This is a genomic window from Halobacillus seohaensis (assembly GCF_042663045.1).
Classification (GTDB): domain Bacteria; phylum Bacillota; class Bacilli; order Bacillales; family Halobacillaceae; genus Halobacillus_A; species Halobacillus_A seohaensis.
In genome coordinates this window covers 19,178-37,861 of record NZ_JBHSZV010000033.1, presented here as the reverse complement: position 1 = coordinate 37,861, position 18,684 = coordinate 19,178, and the positions used below count along the sequence as shown (strand labels likewise).

Below are 18,684 nucleotides of genomic sequence, written 5' to 3'. Positions count from 1 at the left end.
CCTGCGGGGGAACTGTCAAGCCTCCTCGGTCGTTGTCACTCCCTGTGGGGTCTTGCCTAGCTCCTTCTCCCGCGGGAGTCTCATCGTTTCAAAGCCACCCCATTTAACATGGAAATGAACGAATTCCCCATAGAAGAATGCGTCTTACCTAAGCTATAAAATAAAGCCTCACCCCACACCAAGCTCACGTGAAGTAGCTTATCCGATGCTTCCGTTCTCCTCACGAAGGCAAGAAGGTCCGGGAAATTGCGAGACTCCTGTGGGATGACCATGATCGGTGAGATCCCGCAAGGCGTAGCCTGAGGAAGCTCACCACATGCCCACGGAAAGCGAGTGATTTCCCGGACCTTCATACGCCATCCTTTGTAACGGAAAACACCGGAATGTCTCGAAGCTGAGTCTTCCACAATCTGGGGATTTAACGAAATAAAAAGGCATCAATATTTTTTGTAACAAAAACCAACAAAAAAAAGACACACTACAAAATGAGTGTGCCCTTAGCGATCAACCGGAAAATATTCTTTTATATGATGTAACGCCTGTTCATCAAAGATTTCTTTTCCGTACTCCTGTAAACGGTAAATTGTCACAGAAGACTCATGTCCAAATTCCATTAATTGACTTAAAATATTTTCTTGTTGATTATCACTCATATTTTCATCATTAAACTGAATATATAAATAATAGGCACTTTCAAAGTGGTACAATGCCAGATCCACTTGTTCAACCTTATTATCCATATAATGACTGAGCTGAATGATATCTTCAAACTCACTGAAACGTAATGTGAATTGAAGTGGAGCTAATGACTCCTCTTCCGTATTCTCATCCTCTTTACTTCCGTTAGATGCTGAATCGTTATATTTATCGTCAAGTAAGTTTTCCAGATTTTCGTCTACAGGTACATCAATTGATTTACCCTCATCACTAGGGAGTTCGAGCTTTTGTCCGTCTTGGGAAACCTGCGCTTTAGTAACGATCACCTCTAGACCTTTGTCCATAGCTTGAACTTGTATCCACAGCGGACCATCGGCTTGAAAGTTCTCTTGATCATTCACTTCATCCATCATTTCCCAAAAAAGTTGTTCACTGCGCTCACGATTGTACCAAATTTCTTCACGATCAAATCCTAATTGTTCTACATCCTGATAAGAAACATAAAATTTAACGGTGTTTTCATTAATGCGTTCGATCTCCATTTTTCTCTCTCCCTTCTATCATCTAATTGGCGGAAGGGATCGTAACCCTAAATCGCATATATTTATCTTTACCCTTCAGGTCAAAGCTTCAACCTTCATGATGTTTTAGTAATAATTGATGTACTTCTATTGTATGACAATATAACGAAAATGGAAAACAAATTGCTTTTAATCAGCGGATAACTAGAACCAATTCGCTATCAATTCATGTAAAGATGATTGATTAACCATTTTAGCTTATTTTTTGAAATTTGTCACTACTTAGAGGGGTGTTTTTTTAATGAATTGGGACTTGCTTGAACCCATCCTTATCATCATAAGCATCGACATTGTTTTAGGAGGCGATAACGCCGTTGTAATTGCTCTTGCTAGTCGCAATTTACCTGAACACCAACGGAACAAGGCCATCTTAATTGGGACAGGCCTAGCCATCGTTTCCCGAGTGGCGTTAACCACTGTGGCCTTGTACCTCTTGCATATCCCTTACCTTCGTTTAGTAGGTGGATTACTCCTTATATATATAGCAATCAAACTTCTCATTGATAATGAAGATTCTTCATCCATCAAGAGTAGTGACAACTTATTTTCAGCAGTCAAAACTATTGTATTTGCTGATATAGTTATGGGATTTGATAACGTTTTGGCAATCGCAGGAGCTTCACACGGAAATATCACATTGGTGATTATCGGCTTACTCATATCTGTTCCCATAATTATTTGGGGTAGTCGCATCATTTTAAAATTAATGGAAAGGTTTCCAATGCTTGTTTACATCGGGGCAGGCATTTTAGCCTTTACTGCAGCAGAAATGATTCTTGAAGATCCACACGTTTCACAATATGTTGACACACTTACACCACTAATTACTATTTTTCCTATATTGATTGTTTTACTAACAGTATTAACCGGATATTTTTTCAATAAACAAGTTATTCAAAAATAAAAAACTGTCTCGATTATCTAGATCGGGACAGTTTTTTTTTATTTAGTTTACAAGACGCTGAGCTTCTTTAAGTTGGAACGTACGTACACTTCTAGGTAAGAAACGGCGAATTTCATCTTCATTATAACCTACTTGTAGACGCTTATCGTCAATAATAATCGGACGACGAAGCAAGCCTGGATTTTCTTGGATTAAATCAAAAAGATCCTGCATAGGTAATTGATCAAAATCAACTTTTAGTTTTTGGAATACCTTAGATCGAGTTGAGATGATTTCTTCTGTTCCATCCTCAGTCATTCTTAATATTTCTTTAATTTCATCAATCGTTAATGGTTCGGAGAAAATATTTCTTTCAGAATAAGGAATATTATGCTCCTCAAGCCATGCTTTTGCTTTTCGGCATGATGTACAACTTGGTGAGGTATAAAGTGTTACCATACAGATACTTCACTCCTCGAAAATTTATTGTGAGACATTATTTAGCAGATTCCTAATTTAAAATTAGTATAATCTAATCTTACAATAATACTATAACATATTTGTCAACTGAAATCTATATAGCTCGTAAGTTAAAGGCTTACATTTTTATTTAATCTTCATTTGACTGGATATATCATAATGTACCACTTTTGCAGATTTTTAAACCCTTTTTCAAACTAATTTATAAAAGTTTTTTCAACTACTGTTTACGATTGAAAATCCCTGCCTTTACCTAGGCAGGGATTTTCCCGTTAGGTTTTTCTCAAATCTTTTAAAATATCATCTGTGTCACGGTTTTCATCTAAAGTTAATACTTCATCCACTGGTTGATAAGATTTTCCGTAAAACTCACTATCCTTGTACGTATGAATTTCTTCATACATTTTCTTCATTTGCTCGTAAATTTCTTCTTCAGATGAATCTTCAGGAGACCAATAGAGGATTTCCATTGGAGTAGGCTCATTTGTGGCAAGTGAACGTCGAGTATAACCAATGGACTGTGCATGCTTGAATCCTTCTCGATGATAAAAATGTAATCTTTTAGCAGTATCTGTCTCGTCATAATCTACAGGCTCCACCTCTAGAATGATCGGTTTACCTTTAGATTTCATTTTTTCAATGATTTTATGCCCAAGCCCTTCACCTCTAGCATCAGAGGAAACATAAACATAGTCGATAAAAAGAAAAGAACTGAACTCTGCATACATTAAAACATGATGCTCACCTTCATCCTTATAGTAGACATCACTTTTCTCTTTTAAAAGTGTTTCCATGTGTTCTTCAGACTTCATTTCCTCCACCGGAAAGTACTGCTTTAACTTTTTATACCAACTCATTGATCTACTCCCTTATCAATTGATATTTCTATTATAACTGATTCACTATTCATTGTTAAATGCACGAATGATATTTTCTTCCAATAGTAGAAGAACTAAGCAAAACTAAAGTGCTTTTGTAGCGGGTTCGAAGTGATCGCTTATCGTAAAATTAGCCGTTTGTCACTGATGCAACTAAAATTATCGACAAATTTTTGGTTTAATCAACTAAACAAGAAAAAGACACTGGTATCAGTGCCTTTTCTCACTAAGGTGTATAATCGACACCCTCTGTATAATTATTTCTCGCGTTCCAAAGTAAATATTCTTCAATACCATTATCATTCAATGCACGAATTTGATCTTCTACCTCAGCTTTTCCGTATTGCTTGGTTGCTCCTGAGTATAACCATGGCGCTTCAAAGTCTTGTAACCAAGGACGGGAAACTGGCTTCTCTTCCAGCGCACCTAAGACCTGATTTTCAACTTGTGCATACTCATCTATAATACGATAAGGTTCTGTATCAGGTTTATTTATACCGAAATAAGGCCCCCAGTGACTTGGGTAAATCATTGATGAAATAACGTCCACGTTGCTTGAGATTTGCGAGAAATTTTGACCGATGTTTGGCGCTTCTTCAATTGTGGCTGAATAACCAAAAATATCGACTGAAACATCTACATCATAATCACTTAAATCAGAACGTGCGTATTCCACAAAATCTGTCACTGCATGCACACGCTTCTTAATATCATTTTTCTCGGAATCTGCATAATCCCCTTGGCCGTAATCGAGTTCTTCATCACGATTACCGAAGCCTTCAGGGAAACGGACGTAATCAAATTGTATTTCTTGAAAGCCAGTTTCAGCTGCTAATTTTGCGATCTCCAAATTGTACTCCCATACTTCCTTTTCAAAAGGATTGACAAATGCTTCACCACGACCATTTTTCCATAGTTGCCCATTTTTAGTGAAAGACAAATCTGGACGCTTTTCGGCAAGTAGATTGTCTTTAAATACAACCACACGGGCAATAGGATAAATACCTTTTTCCTCTAAAACTTCAAGCATTTTCCTAGGATCATCTATGTAGGGTTCAGCAATATCTGCATAGGGTGAGTCCTCTGGAGGTTTAAATGAAATATTCCCATGATCCTCTTTCACATCAATAACCATTGCATTAAGATCCGTAGACTCCACGAGTTTTGTTAACTCTTCCATCTTAGCTCCCCCAGCTGAAGGACCTGTCACATAAATCCCTCGTACCGCGTCGGGATAGTCGAACTCTAAACCTGAATTGAATACAAACCGGGCAATTTTCTCCGGTATTTCAAGCGATTGTAATTGAATTTCTTTTCCTGTATGATTTTTAGCTTCTCTTTGAGCAGCAACTTCAGAATTATGTATAAAAAGCATTGCTCCTAAGAAAAAAATACCTACCAGGATGACTTTCTTTAGATGTACTTTCCCCATTTTTAATACCTTCTCCCAATCTTATATTTTATCTACAATATTAATTATATAAGAGAACCCTATGTAATGAACAGACCTGAAATGCATTTTTAATGAATTTTTCCATAACGTTACCAAATACCTATTCCCCATAAATATAAAAGAGAAGTCCTGCACCAAAGCGCAAGACCTCTCGATTTAAGAAACTTGTTAAGTCACTGCATTATATTCTTTTTTGTAGTAGTCAAATTCTTTCGTCGTACATAGCACCCAGTGATCCGGGCGTACTTCTCTAAATTCCGGCTCTTCGCTCGTATCATGATCATTCGGATCATACGTGAATCGTTCACGAGAACGTTCATATGCAGGATCGGGTAGCGGAATCGCCGATAAAAGTGATTGCGTGTACGGATGGATTGGGTGTTTGTAGAGATCGTCGGCATTAGCTAGCTCAACCATCTTTCCAAAGTACATAACACCGATACGATCACTAATATATTTAACCATAGATAGATCATGGGCAATGAATAGATAAGTTAATTCTTTTTCTTTTTGTAATTGCTTCAGCAAGTTAACAACTTGGGCCTGAATTGATACATCCAATGCAGAAATGGGCTCATCTGCAATGATAAAAGATGGATCTACAGCAAGGGCTCTTGCAATCCCAATACGTTGCCGCTGACCTCCACTAAATTCGTGTGGATAACGGTGAGCGTGTTCTCTATTTAAGCCAACCGTTTCTAGAAGTTCCTCCACTTTAGCTTGTCTTTCCTTTTCACCTGCTTCTAGGTTATGGATATCCATACCTTCTGCTATAATGTCAGCGACCTTCATACGAGGGTTTAAAGATGCATATGGATCTTGAAAAATCATTTGCATTTCTCTATTAAACTTCTTGAGCTGCTCACGATTCTTTTTACCGTGCACACTTTCCCCTTTGAAAAGCACCTCGCCATCTGTTGCATCATAAAGACGAATGATACTCCGCCCTGTTGTTGACTTACCACAGCCAGATTCTCCTACCAGGCCGAATGTCTCACCTTTGTATATATCAAAAGTAAGTCCATCCACGGCTTTTACAACACTATGACGTCCTGTTTTAAAATGCTGTTTTAAATTTTTAATTTCTAATAATTTTTCCTGGCTCATAAACGATCACCTTTCCCACTGTCAGAAGAGTTTGCGGACATGGCTGCCATCCGTTTTTTTATAGCTTCTGGAGGATCGATATCTGGAGCATATTCGTGCAATAACCATGTGGCTGCATAATGAGTATCCGATATTTTAAACATTGGTGGGTCTTGTTCTTTATCGATTTCCATAGCGAATTCATTACGTGGAGCAAATGCGTCACCTTTTGGTGGATTTAACAAATCAGGTGGTGCACCAGGGATCGCATACAATTCGTCATCTTCACTATCAAGAGAAGGCATGGATCCTAATAATCCCCATGTGTACGGATGTTTCGGATTATAGAAAATATCATCTACCGTACCAACTTCTACAATTTTCCCCGCATACATAACCGCCACACGATCAGCTATGTTAGCCACTACACCAAGGTCGTGCGTAATAAAAATCGTCGCAGAGTCTGTTTTTTTCTGAATATCTTTCATTAACTCAAGAATTTGAGCTTGAATGGTAACGTCTAGCGCTGTGGTTGGCTCATCAGCAATAAGTAACTTCGGGTTACAAGCAAGAGCAATGGCCACAACCACACGTTGACGCATTCCCCCAGAAAATTGGTGAGGATATTGTTTCATGCGATTTTCAGCATCTGGAATTCCTACTAATTCTAAGAGTTCCTGAACACGTACCTTCGCCTGTGATTTACTCATTTTCTGGTGCTTAATTAGCCCTTCCATGATTTGATTTCCTACTTTCATGGTTGGGTTCAAGGATGTCATCGGATCTTGAAATATCATAGAGATATCCTTGCCTCGAATCTTTTGCATTTCTTTTTCACTCAGCTTTGTAAGGTCACGACCTTCAAAAATGATCTCGCCTTCTTTAATTCTTCCTGGCGGCATTGGAATCAGTTTCATGAGCGCCTTCGTTGTAACTGATTTCCCTGAACCTGACTCTCCTACGATTGCTAAGGTCTCACCTTTTTTAACACTAAAGTTAACACCTCGTACAGCTTGTACTTCACCACCATAGGTGTCAAAGGATATATGCATATTTTTTACTTCTAATAAATTTTCCATCTTGTACACCTACCTCCTATTCGCGCATCTTCGGATCAAACGCATCGCGAAGACCATCAGCTAACATATTAAAAGCAATCATAATTAATGATATAACGATAGCTGGGAATAATAAAATGTGTGGATAAATTTGCAAAGAACTGAATCCATCGTCGATCAGCGTTCCTAGTGATGCTGTCGGCGTTGGCAACCCAAGTCCGATAAAGCTTAAGAACGCTTCAAAGAAAATCGCAGACGGAATCGTGAACATTGTATTGATAATGATTAGACCCATGACGTTAGGGACTAAGTGTTTTCTCAAAATTCTTCCGTCCGGTGCTCCTAATGTTCGTGAAGCTAGGACAAATTCCTGATTTTTCAATTTAAGAACTTGTCCCCTGACTATACGAGCCATCGAGATCCACCCGGTTATCGTCAAGGCTATCGTAATCGATAGTATCCCAGGATCAAGAATGAGTATCATGAGAATAACTACAACAAGGTTCGGTATTCCAATTAAAATTTCAATAATACGCTGCATATAGTTATCTACACGCCCGCCATAATAGGCAGAAATACCACCGTAAGCTACCCCAATAATCATATCAATAGCAGCAGCAAGGAAAGCAATATATAAGGAAATTCTTGTACCTTCCCATGTTCTTGTAAACAGATCACGACCTAAACCATCGGTACCAAACCAGAAGTTTTGATCTTCCATGTTCTTAGCACCATAAACATCATATACACCTTCAACTTCAGCAGGTTGTCCTTCACTACCACCACTTACAGTATTTAAATCAATAAAATCCTCTTGATTGTTAAAACGCATATAAGCTTTTTGTTCGGCCTCTTCGACCGTGTCTGCAGTTTGTACAGTACTTAATGTACCATCAAATCCTAGCCAACCTAAATTATCTATTTTCGGAGGCATCTTGGCCCGAGTTAAATCTTGTTCATACTGATCATATTGATTCAGTGTCGGTCCAAATACAGCCATTAAGATTAAAAGGATCAGGACAACTAGTCCAAACATTGCCCCTACGTTTTTTCGCAAACGAATAAACGAATCTTGCCAAAACGATAAACTTTTCCGATTGATTTTGTCGCCTTCATTTTCTTTCGTATCTACAGGTACAAATAAATCTTTATTTGGTTTGTGATTATCCATAATTAGGAACTACTCTCCTTCTGCCAGTCGAATTCTCGGATCAATGACTCCATAAAGCAAGTCAATAATCAGGACGATGAAGATAAAAAGGAATGCAATTAACAACGTTGTACCCATAATAATCGGAAAGTCATTCGTATTGATTGATTTAACGAACTGTTCCCCAATACCTGGTACAGCAAAGATGTTCTCAATTACTAGTGTACCTGTCATCAATCCAATAGCCAAAGGTCCTAATACTGTGATTAAGGGTATTAAAGCATTACGTAAACCATGTTTAAATACAACCCCAAATTTATTTACACCTTTTGCTCGAGCTGTTGTTATGAAATCAGACCCCATGACTTCTAGCATTTCTGTTCGCATAAAGCGGGCAGCAATTGCGAGCGGGAATATAGCTAATGCTACAGTCGGCAATACCGTGTGCTGCCAAGTTCCCCATAGAGCGACCGGAAACCATCCTAACTTTACGCCAACAAAATACTGAAGAATCCCTGCAAACACAAAGGACGGAATGGATTGACCGAGAACGGCAGTAAACGTTGATCCATAGTCTAGAAAGCCGTTATGATAAATGGCTGAGACTAAACCTAATAACATACCTAAAATGGTACCTATGATCATGGCTTGGATGCCAAGCTGCATGGATGGACCAATTCGATCCATAATAATAGTCGTTACTTCCCTATTATCAAACTGGAATGAGATTCCCAAATCTCCTTGAGCTAAATTTACCATGTAATTAAAATATTGAACTGGAATAGGATCATCTAATCCATATTTAGCTAATACGACCGCCTGTTGTTCTTCAGATAGTTTATCTGCAGCACTTAAAGGACTTCCCGGTAGAAGTTTCATCAAGAAAAACGTAAAGGTCGCAATTAGTACCATTGTGATAACCATATACACTAAACGTTGCATTATATAACGCGTCATGTCAGCACCTCCTATATAGTAGACTTCTTGTCATATTTCATCTGAATTAACTGAAATTTGTTTATTATCCGAATATTCTCTTAACAGGGAAAAAGAGAGTATACGCCAATGTAATGGGCATATACTCTCTCTCCTATTAATCTAGCTTGTTTTTGGCTATTTTTATTCTTTACCTTCAATGTGTGCATATTTGTAAGTGTAATCAGGACCCATTGGGTTAACAGTAACGTCCTTCACATAAGGCTTCCAAAGCTGAGCAACAGCACGCTGATAAAGAGGTGCAAGAACTGCATCTTCTTCAATTAGCATCTTCTCTGCTTCTAGGAAGTTGTCAAAACGTTCAACCGGCTCTTGTGCTAGTTCATTATTAGCTTCTTCTATAAGAGCATCATATTCTTCACTAGAGTAACCAGTTTTGTTATTCCCACCGTCTGTTACCCACATGTTCAAGAAGGTATTTGGATCGATATAGTCAGGTCCCCAACCAGAGTTTTGTAGGTCGTAATCCATTGCAGTATCACGATCTAGACGCTCTTGGAAAGGTACAGACTGAACATTTACAGTTAAGCCTTCAAGTTGTTCAAGCTGTGCTTTAATGTAAGCATCCATGTTTTGAGCTGTTTCAGTATCGCCACCTAAGTAGCCAAGTTCGGCTTCTTCGATGCCTAGCTCTTCTTTAGCTGTAGCCCAATATTCTTTAGCTTCCTCAAGATTGGCTTCAGCATCAGATCCTATTAGATCACCATTGATATCACGGAAATCTTCTCCTGTTTCAGGGTGTGTAGTAAAGTTCTGTGGAATATCGCCTACTCCAGGAATTGAACCGTTGTTAAGAATCGTTTCTACCATTGCTTGACGATTAATAGCATGTTGAATCGCCTTACGAGCATTTACATTACTCAGAATTTCGTTTTCTTGGTTCATTTTCAAGTAGAATAAAGTAGGTTCTTCTTCAATGCGGAAATCTTCATCAGAGCGATACTCATCTACAAATTCAGCAGATAATCCCGCACGGTCAACTTCACCTGTTTGATAAAGGTTAACACCAGAAGAAACTTCTTTAACTACGCTTACGTTAATTTGGTCAAGCTGAACACTTTCAGCATCCCAATAATCTTCGTTCTTTTCTAGGGTCCATCCTTCACCCTGATTCCATTCAGTAAATTTGAATGGTCCGTTCGCTATTAGAGCATCTGCTTCAAGAGCGTAATCATCACCTTGCTCCTCAACGAAAGACTGGTTTAGCGGTAGATACGTACCAAATGTAGTAAGAGACTCAAAATAAGGAGTCGGTTTTTCAAGTGTAACTTCTAAAGTATAATCATCAGTAGCTTCTACACCTAGTTCTTCAATAGGTTGTTCGCCATCTGCAATTGCTGTTGCATTGTTAATAACTCCGCCAAGCATATATGGACCGTACTCTGATCCTGTATCAGGATTTACGGCACGCTGCCATGCATAAACGAAATCATGTGCTGTTACTGGATCTCCGTTGGACCATACTGCGTCTTCACGCAAATCAAACGTCCAAGTAATACCATCATCACTAACTTGGTGATCTTGAGCAATACCTTCTTCTGCCTTACCATCTTCACCAAGACGGTAAAGCCCGTCCATTGTAGAACCTAGAAATTGAAATGCCACGGCGTCTGTTGCCATGGAAGCATCCATAGTTGGTATTTCAGCTGATTCCATAATGTTAAGTACTTGTTCGTCGTCCGTACCGGATGATTCCTCTGTGTCTTCCCCGTCGCTACCGCTGTCAGCGTCACTATCAGAACCAGTGTCTGATTCGTCGCCTCCAGAACAAGCTGCGAGAAACATGCTTAGTACTAGTGCAAGTACTAGCAATAACCAATTTGCTTTCTTCATGTAGAAAATGACCTCCCCTAAAAAGTTCATAAATTTGATGTGGCAAGTTGTCCACATATCGAATTATACAAGTTTTCTAATTATTTTGCATTCCTTTTTTTAAAAAAAATTAGTGAAAACCCTTTATTGTTACGTTTACATGACATAAAACACGACTTTATACCTAGTTTATTTTACAAAAAATTTACCTAAAAATTGTTATTATTCAACGGTATGAATAATAAGCAACCCTTACTATTATAAAACTATTATTAGGAGAAGTCTTCTCGTCTATCCCCATTGTATAAGTAGTGCATGATCATGTGATGAATGAATTTTCAGATATTATTTGAAAAACAAGAATATGTTTTGTCTTCTCTTGCGTGTTATAATTATTACTGATTGTATGATCTTTAAGGATGTGTCAGTATTGGGTTTTGTACGAAATAAATGGGGGTTCGTTGTATTAAATCTCTTTTTTATAGTTGCTTTCATTATTTTAACCGCTTCTACATTTGACTTAGTCACACTAATTGACTTCTTATTCTATTTTAGTTTTTTCTATATAAGTATTGGATTATTTCTATGGATCATTAAAGGTGGTTTTTTTGACGCTATTACTTATAGTTTCCGAAAAGTAACGAACCGAATCTCGAATAATGGTGACTATATGGATGATTTTGAAGAGAAACCTCTTCCCTCTCAGATGTTCAAAAAGAAGTTTATGCATTTTTTTCTGTTTCAAGGTATTGTTTTACTCATTGGATTGCTTGTTTTATTAACCTTTTATTATAATTAAGAGACATGCTTGCAATCCCTATGACAATCAACTATACTTTGTTCAAGAATTTATATAATCAACTGTGTGGATAAAGTGAAGTAGTTTTATTATGACGCTTTTCAGAAAGACTGTGGATGCTGTGAACAGTTAAGCGCAATAAAATGAATTGGGGCTTTGGAGCAGATACGTATATTCGGCGTTAACGATTCGAGCTGACTTTATTAAAAAAGTAACAAGGGTGGCACCGCGAACCAATCGTCCCTTCCATTTTGGAGGGGAACGATTGGTTCTTTTTTATATGAAAAATTTGAGAGGCGGATGGATATGAAAACAATCTTTTCAGGTATTCAACCTAGTGGCACATTAACACTAGGAAATTATTTGGGAGCAATGAAACACTTTGTTGATCTACAAGATGATTACAAGTGTTACTTCTGTATTGTTGATGAGCACGCGATCACGGTCTCCCAAGACAGGTTAAAGCTACGAGAAAACATTAAATCACTAGCTGCATTATACCTTGCATCGGGAATCGACACGAATCGTTCGACTTTATTTATTCAGTCTGAAGTACCTGCACACACTCAACTAGGATGGATGTTGCAGTGCGTCAGTTATATAGGGGAACTCGAACGTATGACCCAGTTCAAAGACAAATCTACAGATGGGAAGGATGCTGTTTCCTCCGGATTATTAACCTATCCTCCCCTAATGGCATCAGATATTTTGCTCTATCAGACTGACATCGTTCCTGTTGGTGATGATCAGAAGCAACACTTGGAATTAACACGCAATCTAGCCCAAAGATTCAATAATAAGTACAATGATATCTTTACAATTCCAGAAGTACGCATCCCTAAAGAAGGCGCAAGAATTATGTCCCTTCAAGATCCAACAAAAAAAATGAGTAAATCAGATGCCAATCAAAAAGCTTTTATTTCCATGCTAGATGAAGAAAATAAAATCTTGAAAAAGATCAAAAGTGCGGTAACTGATTCGGAAGGTATTGTAAAATACGATAAAGAAAATAAACCTGGTGTTACCAATTTGCTTACGATTGAATCCATTTGTACAGGCCATACCATTGCAGATCTCGAGAATAAGTATGAAGGAAAAGGATATGGCGACTTTAAAATAGGTGTGGCAGAGTCTGTTATTAGCGTGTTAAAACCTATTCAAGAACGTTATAAGGAACTGATTGAATCTAATGAATTAGATGACATTTTAGATGAAGGAGCTCAGGATGCTTCCCTCAAGGCTGATAAAATGCTAGCTAAAGCCAAGAAAGCTATGGGCTTAGGTCGAGTGAAGAAGAAGAAATAGACAAGGAAAAGCCAGAATTGAGCGCGAATGCTCAATTCTGGCTTTTTATATGCTTGGAATCTGTTTGATTTTCTGATTGCCACATGGTTTCAAAGAAAGGCTGACCTTTAATTAATTTTCCGCACAGCTCCTCATGTTGCTTGCTCCAGCCTTCTAATGTCCCATAATAAAGTTGCTGCCAGGACGATTCAGTCGTTAATTCCTTAATAAACTCATATTGAGATGGATCCCATTCGGTCAACCAATACCCTACTTCTTCAGGATGATCCGAATGTCTCAATTGATCAAGAGCCATCATGAGAAGCTGCTTTAACTGTCTTTCCCTACGGGTGAGCCCTGCCATATTTTCTGGTGATAATGATAGGATATGATATTCTTTAGGGACAGGGTTATCTATCTCATAATAAGATGGTCGCTTTCCTTCTACCATATCAAATACGAGACGTTCCTGCCTTGGAATAAGCCTGCTTTTTTTGACGGGAAGTGAATATCCTAACGTATCAAAAACTAGAACTGCTTTTCCATTGGTAACCACTGCTGCGTAATCAATTGTAGTACGTTCCTGGTTTTTCTTCATATAAGTCCGTCTATAAATATCTTCGAGTAAGGATTTAGGCAGTTCTTGAAGATCATTTTCAATAAAGTGAAATAAGTGATCATCGATCAATAATAATGGAATCTGGTCAACTAATTCAATTCCGTCTTCCTTACGCCACTCATGAAATTGACAAACACTATAACCATTCTCTTCTCCTTCGAACCAATTCACCCATAAATCATGCATATATAACATAACGTAACCTCGCTTTCTTACCTGGACTCTTTAGGTTACATTATGACCAATGTTGGGTTTTTTATTCTTAAGATCCATCATTTAGTAAATTAATCCTTCATAAATAAAAGTGAAATCACGATAACAGTCATGCCGACAGGAAATAGATAGCATTCTGGCCTTGATTTAATGAGCAAGAGAAATTCTACCCACGTTAGTCCAGCGGGGACAAGATTTAGATAAGTAATGGTTACGGTTCCTCCTGCCACTGAGAAACCAAATCCTACTAATAATAGAAGCCAATGCCACATAGCTTGTCCCCCTCATAAAGCTTAATTTAGTATATGTAGGAAAAAAATATAAATGTCACGTAAAATACGCCTTATTCCTACATAATTCCCCTTTACTTCATAGCTATTAACAGGTAAATTTAATAAAGGAGCTTTTTGATAGAAAGGATGATTATTCAAATGGCAGCCAAACGCTCTTTACGCACCAGACGCAAACGAAAGCGTAAAAAGAGGATTTTTATAGCAATTATTTTTCTTATGTTTATTACTGTTCTAAGTTATACAGGGTATGAATATATGATGGGTAAACAGGAATCTCAAGGAAAAGTATCTGGTGATGATGGAAGTAACGTCACTCTCGATGAGACATCTAGTAAATATAAAGATGAATTTAATGGTGTCAGTAACAATAATGGGAAGACGAATGTACTTCTATTAGGTGTTGACCAACGAGACGATGAAACATCACGTTCAGATACGATCATGATTGCTCAATATGACGAAAATGGTGATACAGCAAAACTTGCCTCTATCATGCGTGACACTTATGTTGAAATACCAGGACATGGCGATAACAAAATAAATGCCGCTTTTGCGATTGGTGGACCTGAACTTATGCGCCAAACGATTAAAGAGAACTTCGGTATTGATATAGAATACTACTCAATCATCGATTTTAACGGGTTTACTCATATTGCCAATACACTAGCTCCTGATGGTGTAGAAGTAGACATTCAAAAAGACATGCATTATCAATCTGGAGATACAAACATTAACTTAAAAGAGGGTAAACATAATCTAGATGGTGAAGAACTGCTTGGTTATGCAAGGTTTCGGAGTGATGCACAAGGTGATTTCGGACGTGTAGAACGACAGCAAGAAGTGATTAAACTGCTAAAAGATGAGCTTGTTTCTATTAACGGAGTAATGAAAGCTCCAAGGTTAGTTGGTACAATACAGCCTTATATTGATACGAATGTTGGCAGTGGAAAGATTTTAGATTTAGGAAAAGATATGATTTTAAATCCAGTTAATAATATTGATACCTTAAGTCTACCTGAAGATGATAATTATTGGAACGAGCGTAAGCCATATCCTATTGGTTTAGTCCTCGAACATGATGAAGAGGAAAGCGCTAAGGTACTGCAAGAATTCCTTGGATAATGAATATAAGAGATCTCTTAAGTATATTAAGTAGTTCCGATACCGTGGAGAAAACTTTAAAACACAGTGTGTTTATCACCATAAATAACAGTATAAATAGCACAAAAATAAACGCTTGGATTTTAATATCCAAGCGTTTTTTCTTGTTAAACTAAAGCCACTGACTGTGGAATAAAAGAATGGCGGTTCCGTTACTTTTCATCGAAGAATGGGGGATGGGAAACCTTTTTATGAAAATCGGGGTGCTGTGTGAATATTGCCATTGAAACGCCACTTAGGACATCAAATTAACCTGTAATGTAAATTTGGAAACGGTCTTACAAAGAGAGGTGGTGAGGGTAGGCATACACGCCAGTTAAGCTCCTAGCCATACCAAGTTTTTCACCTACTTATCTAAGTAGCTCAATAGATATAACAGATACCTCATACTTTAACAGTAACGGTAGAATGGCACGATTCCGATAGAAACATACGGCAAGGGGCGGTGGGGAAGGGGGAGACTCCTGTGGGATACGCGGGTTAGATGAGACCCCGGAAGGCGCCAGCCTGAGGAGGCTCAGCGCACGCCCACGGAAAGCGACTCCTTCCCCACCGCCCCTTTCTCCACACCATTATCTCGGAATCGAGTCTTTAACAGTACTGCTCTGTTAGTTTAAGGACAATCCTTCACAGACTCTTCAATTATTTTTTACCAATTAACATAGTAATTAGCACGTGCGATTTTGTATGATAATTCAAGTGTTAATATCCCATAACACTTGAATTATCAGGGAAAAGTAAGAGACCAAATCATATGCGATTTGGTCTCTTACTTAGTATGCTATTTCGTATGTTTCTCCACCGAAACGGAACTACTTATTATAACTATGGCTCACTTTTTAATCATTCTCCAATAAACTTTTGGAAAATAAGTGACGCATTATGACCGCCGAAGCCTAATGAGTTACTCATTACTGTGTTGACTTCTTGAGATCTTGCTTCATTCGGTACATAATCAAGATCACATTCTGGGTCTGGAGTTTCATAGTTGATCGTTGGTGGAATAATTCCTTCATTAATAGCTTTTAAAGAGATGATCGCTTCTATAGCACCAGCAGCACCAAGTAAGTGGCCCGTCATTGATTTTGTAGAAGATATCGGTAGTTTGTATGCATGTTCTTTAAAAACAGATTTTGTAGCGATTGTTTCAAATTTATCGTTAAGATCAGTTGAAGTACCGTGGGCATTTAAATAGTCCACAGTATCCGGATCAATTCCAGCATCATGCAACGCCTCAGTCATAGCACGGTGAGCACCTTCCCCTTCCGGTGCAGGTGAAGTCACATGGTGGGCATCTCCCGTCGATCCATACCCCGTTAGTTCTCCATAAATCTTGGCTCCGCGTTTCTGGGCGGATTCAAGTGACTCAATGACAAGAATTCCAGCACCTTCACCCATTACGAAACCATCACGGTTACTGTCGAACGGACGGCTAGCCGTATGAGGGTCTTCATTAAGTGATAGTGCACGTGCTGAAGCAAAGCCCGCAAATGACATTTTATTCATCGGTGCTTCACTTCCCCCTGTTATCATTGCATCAGCGTCCCCACGCTGAATCACTTTAAATGCATCGCCAATGGAGTTCGAACCGGAAGCACAAGCTGTGACTGTACAAGAGTTAATACCTTTAGCCCCAAAAGCAATGGACACTTGTCCTGCTGCCATATCAGGAATAATCATCGGAATAAAAAATGGACTCACACGACGGTAGCCTTTCTTCTGAAAGACTTCAAACTGGGATTCATACGTGTTCATTCCACCGATTCCAGATCCAATCCAAACACCCGTACGTGCAGCATTATCTTCATTGATTTCAAGACCAGCATCTTCAACAGCCATATGAGAAGCAACCATTGCATATTGTACAAATGGGTCCATGTGGCGTGCACTTTTACGATCAACATATCCTGTCAGATCAAAATCCTTTAACTCTGCAGCTACATGCACAGGATATTCTTCTTTATTAACTTTTGTAATTTCGCCAACTCCGGATACACCGGATTTAATACTGTTCCACATTTCTTCCACCGAATTACCGACTGGTGTAACAGCTCCCATTCCGGTAATTACGACACGACGTTTTTCCATTACACTATTCCTCCTTGATTACTTTCCCCATCTAAGTGCAACGGCACCCCAAGTAAGGCCACCGCCGAATCCGACGAGTACAACAAGATCATTATCTTTAATTTTACCTTCTTTGACATCTTCTGACATAGCAAGCGGAATGGAAGCCGAAGACGTATTTCCATATTTATTCACTTTAACAGACATTTTCTCTATCGGAATCCCTAAGCGCTCTCTAGCTGCTTCCATAATCCTAATGTTTGCCTGATGAGGAATTAAATAGTCTACATCCTCTTCTTTTAATCCGATCTTTTTAACTACGTTTACTGATGATTCCGGCATTTGACGGACTGCAAATTTGAAAACCTCTCGTCCGTTCATATGAAGGTAGTCTTCTTGGTATAAATGAGGGCCGCCACTTCCATCCGCACCGAGTTCAAATGAAAGAATTCCTTTATCATCACTTACAGGACCAATCACAGCTGCTCCAGCGGCATCTCCAAATAACACACACGTGTTACGATCTTCCCAGTTGGTAATTTTAGAAAGCTTCTCGACACCAACAACAAGCACATTTTTATAAGCTCCTGTTTCAATATATTGCTTCGCCGTAATCACGCCATACATAAAGCCAGCACAAGCTGCACTTATATCCATAGAAGCTACTTTTCTAGCACCTAATCTGTCCTGCAGCATGGTTGCTACGGACGGAAATGGTTTATCGGGTGTTACTGTCGCAACAAGAATTAAATCAAGTTCCTCTGCGGTGATTTCCGCTTCTTCTAATGCATTTTGTGCTGCACGAAATGCCATGTCAGACGTATCCATATCATCTTCTGCTATACGTCTCTCCTCAATACCTGTACGTGTACGAATCCATTCATCACTTGTATCAACAATTTTTTCCATATCTTTGTTTGTTAATACTTTCTCAGGTGCATAGTGACCTGTACCGATGATTCCAGCATTCATATATTCATCCCCTTAAAGGTAATATCTTATATCAAATCTTATGACTTGGTACTAATTTTAATTCATTAGTAAGGTTTCCGCAAGTCATGGTGTTCGACCAAATATACTAGAATTGCTTGACACTTTATCGATAAGTAAGCTGTTTAAAATGGACTGGTCCCTTATCAGGAAACATATTGTCTAAAAGGGATTTGTTGATTGGATGGAAATTTCTGATCGCTTTCCATTGATACCCTTTTCAC

The 18,684-nt window shown here is 38.5% G+C and carries 17 protein-coding genes and 1 other annotated feature; of the genes, 4 read left to right on the top strand and 13 right to left on the bottom strand.

Going from position 1 to position 18,684, the window contains the following annotated elements; all coding sequences use genetic code 11:
• Nucleotides 1-497 precede the first annotated feature (497 nt).
• Nucleotides 498-1,199, bottom strand: coding sequence for an adaptor protein MecA (gene mecA / locus ACFQIC_RS13305; protein WP_204710572.1), 702 nt, complete (start codon nt 1,197-1,199; stop codon nt 498-500).
• 280 nt (nt 1,200-1,479) lie between these two features.
• Here mecA and ACFQIC_RS13300 point away from each other — a divergent pair, with 280 nt between their 5' ends.
• Entirely contained in the window at nt 1,480-2,142 is a 663-nt protein-coding gene (locus tag ACFQIC_RS13300; RefSeq protein ID WP_204710570.1) for a TerC family protein, read from the top strand.
• A 42-nt stretch (nt 2,143-2,184) separates the two neighbouring features.
• Here ACFQIC_RS13300 and spxA read toward each other — a convergent pair whose 3' ends face one another.
• From spxA to ACFQIC_RS13260, 8 genes are all read right to left on the bottom strand, one after another.
• Complete coding sequence (gene spxA / locus ACFQIC_RS13295) at nt 2,185-2,580, bottom strand: transcriptional regulator SpxA (protein ID WP_204710568.1); 396 nt, start codon at nt 2,578-2,580, stop codon at nt 2,185-2,187.
• Nucleotides 2,581-2,873: 293 nt separating this feature from the next.
• Entirely contained in the window at nt 2,874-3,458 is a 585-nt protein-coding gene (locus ACFQIC_RS13290) for a GNAT family N-acetyltransferase (protein ID WP_204710565.1), read from the bottom strand.
• 247 nt (nt 3,459-3,705) lie between these two features.
• Complete coding sequence (locus ACFQIC_RS13285) at nt 3,706-4,911, bottom strand: putative glycoside hydrolase (RefSeq protein WP_204710563.1); 1,206 nt, start codon at nt 4,909-4,911, stop codon at nt 3,706-3,708.
• 189 nt (nt 4,912-5,100) lie between these two features.
• Entirely contained in the window at nt 5,101-6,039 is a 939-nt protein-coding gene (locus ACFQIC_RS13280; protein ID WP_204710561.1) for an ABC transporter ATP-binding protein, read from the bottom strand.
• Nucleotides 6,036-7,097: an ABC transporter ATP-binding protein gene (locus ACFQIC_RS13275; protein WP_204710551.1), complete on the bottom strand. Its 1,062-nt coding sequence runs from the start codon at nt 7,095-7,097 to the stop codon at nt 6,036-6,038. The genes ACFQIC_RS13280 and ACFQIC_RS13275 overlap by 4 nt, the downstream gene beginning before the upstream one ends.
• Before the next feature lie 16 nt (nt 7,098-7,113).
• Entirely contained in the window at nt 7,114-8,247 is a 1,134-nt protein-coding gene (gene opp3C / locus ACFQIC_RS13270) for an oligopeptide ABC transporter permease (RefSeq protein ID WP_204710549.1), read from the bottom strand.
• 9 nt (nt 8,248-8,256) lie between these two features.
• A complete protein-coding gene (gene opp3b, locus ACFQIC_RS13265; RefSeq protein WP_204710547.1) occupies nt 8,257-9,183 on the bottom strand; it encodes an oligopeptide ABC transporter permease in 927 nt (308 codons plus the stop codon).
• Between the two features lie 162 nt (nt 9,184-9,345).
• Nucleotides 9,346-11,055, bottom strand: a complete 1,710-nt coding sequence (locus ACFQIC_RS13260) for a peptide ABC transporter substrate-binding protein (RefSeq protein WP_204710545.1) — start codon at nt 11,053-11,055, stop codon at nt 9,346-9,348.
• 409 nt (nt 11,056-11,464) lie between these two features.
• Between ACFQIC_RS13260 and ACFQIC_RS13255 the strand changes: the two genes are divergently transcribed.
• A complete protein-coding gene (locus ACFQIC_RS13255) occupies nt 11,465-11,833 on the top strand; it encodes a DUF3899 domain-containing protein (protein WP_204710543.1) in 369 nt (122 codons plus the stop codon).
• A gap of 58 nt (nt 11,834-11,891) precedes the next feature.
• Nucleotides 11,892-12,081 (top strand) — a binding site (T-box leader).
• A gap of 58 nt (nt 12,082-12,139) precedes the next feature.
• A complete protein-coding gene (trpS, locus tag ACFQIC_RS13250; RefSeq protein WP_204710541.1) occupies nt 12,140-13,138 on the top strand; it encodes a tryptophan--tRNA ligase in 999 nt (332 codons plus the stop codon).
• Between the two features lie 31 nt (nt 13,139-13,169).
• Here the strand turns inward: trpS and ACFQIC_RS13245 are convergent, their stop codons facing one another.
• Together ACFQIC_RS13245 and ACFQIC_RS13240 are read right to left on the bottom strand one after the other, a co-directional pair.
• Nucleotides 13,170-13,931, bottom strand: a complete 762-nt coding sequence (locus ACFQIC_RS13245; RefSeq protein ID WP_204710539.1) for a DUF3603 family protein — start codon at nt 13,929-13,931, stop codon at nt 13,170-13,172.
• Between the two features lie 89 nt (nt 13,932-14,020).
• The gene (locus tag ACFQIC_RS13240; protein ID WP_204710537.1) at nt 14,021-14,221 is read right to left on the bottom strand and encodes a hypothetical protein; all 201 of its coding nucleotides are present in this window, start codon (nt 14,219-14,221) and stop codon (nt 14,021-14,023) included.
• A gap of 159 nt (nt 14,222-14,380) precedes the next feature.
• Here ACFQIC_RS13240 and ACFQIC_RS13235 point away from each other — a divergent pair, with 159 nt between their 5' ends.
• On the top strand, nt 14,381-15,364 hold the full coding sequence (locus ACFQIC_RS13235; RefSeq protein ID WP_204710535.1) for an LCP family protein: 984 nt from the start codon (nt 14,381-14,383) through the stop codon (nt 15,362-15,364).
• Between the two features lie 882 nt (nt 15,365-16,246).
• Here ACFQIC_RS13235 and fabF read toward each other — a convergent pair.
• The gene (gene fabF, locus ACFQIC_RS13230; RefSeq protein ID WP_204710533.1) at nt 16,247-17,491 is read right to left on the bottom strand and encodes a beta-ketoacyl-ACP synthase II; all 1,245 of its coding nucleotides are present in this window, start codon (nt 17,489-17,491) and stop codon (nt 16,247-16,249) included.
• Nucleotides 17,492-17,509: 18 nt separating this feature from the next.
• Entirely contained in the window at nt 17,510-18,442 is a 933-nt protein-coding gene (locus ACFQIC_RS13225; protein ID WP_204710531.1) for a beta-ketoacyl-ACP synthase III, read from the bottom strand.
• Nucleotides 18,443-18,684 lie beyond the last annotated feature (242 nt).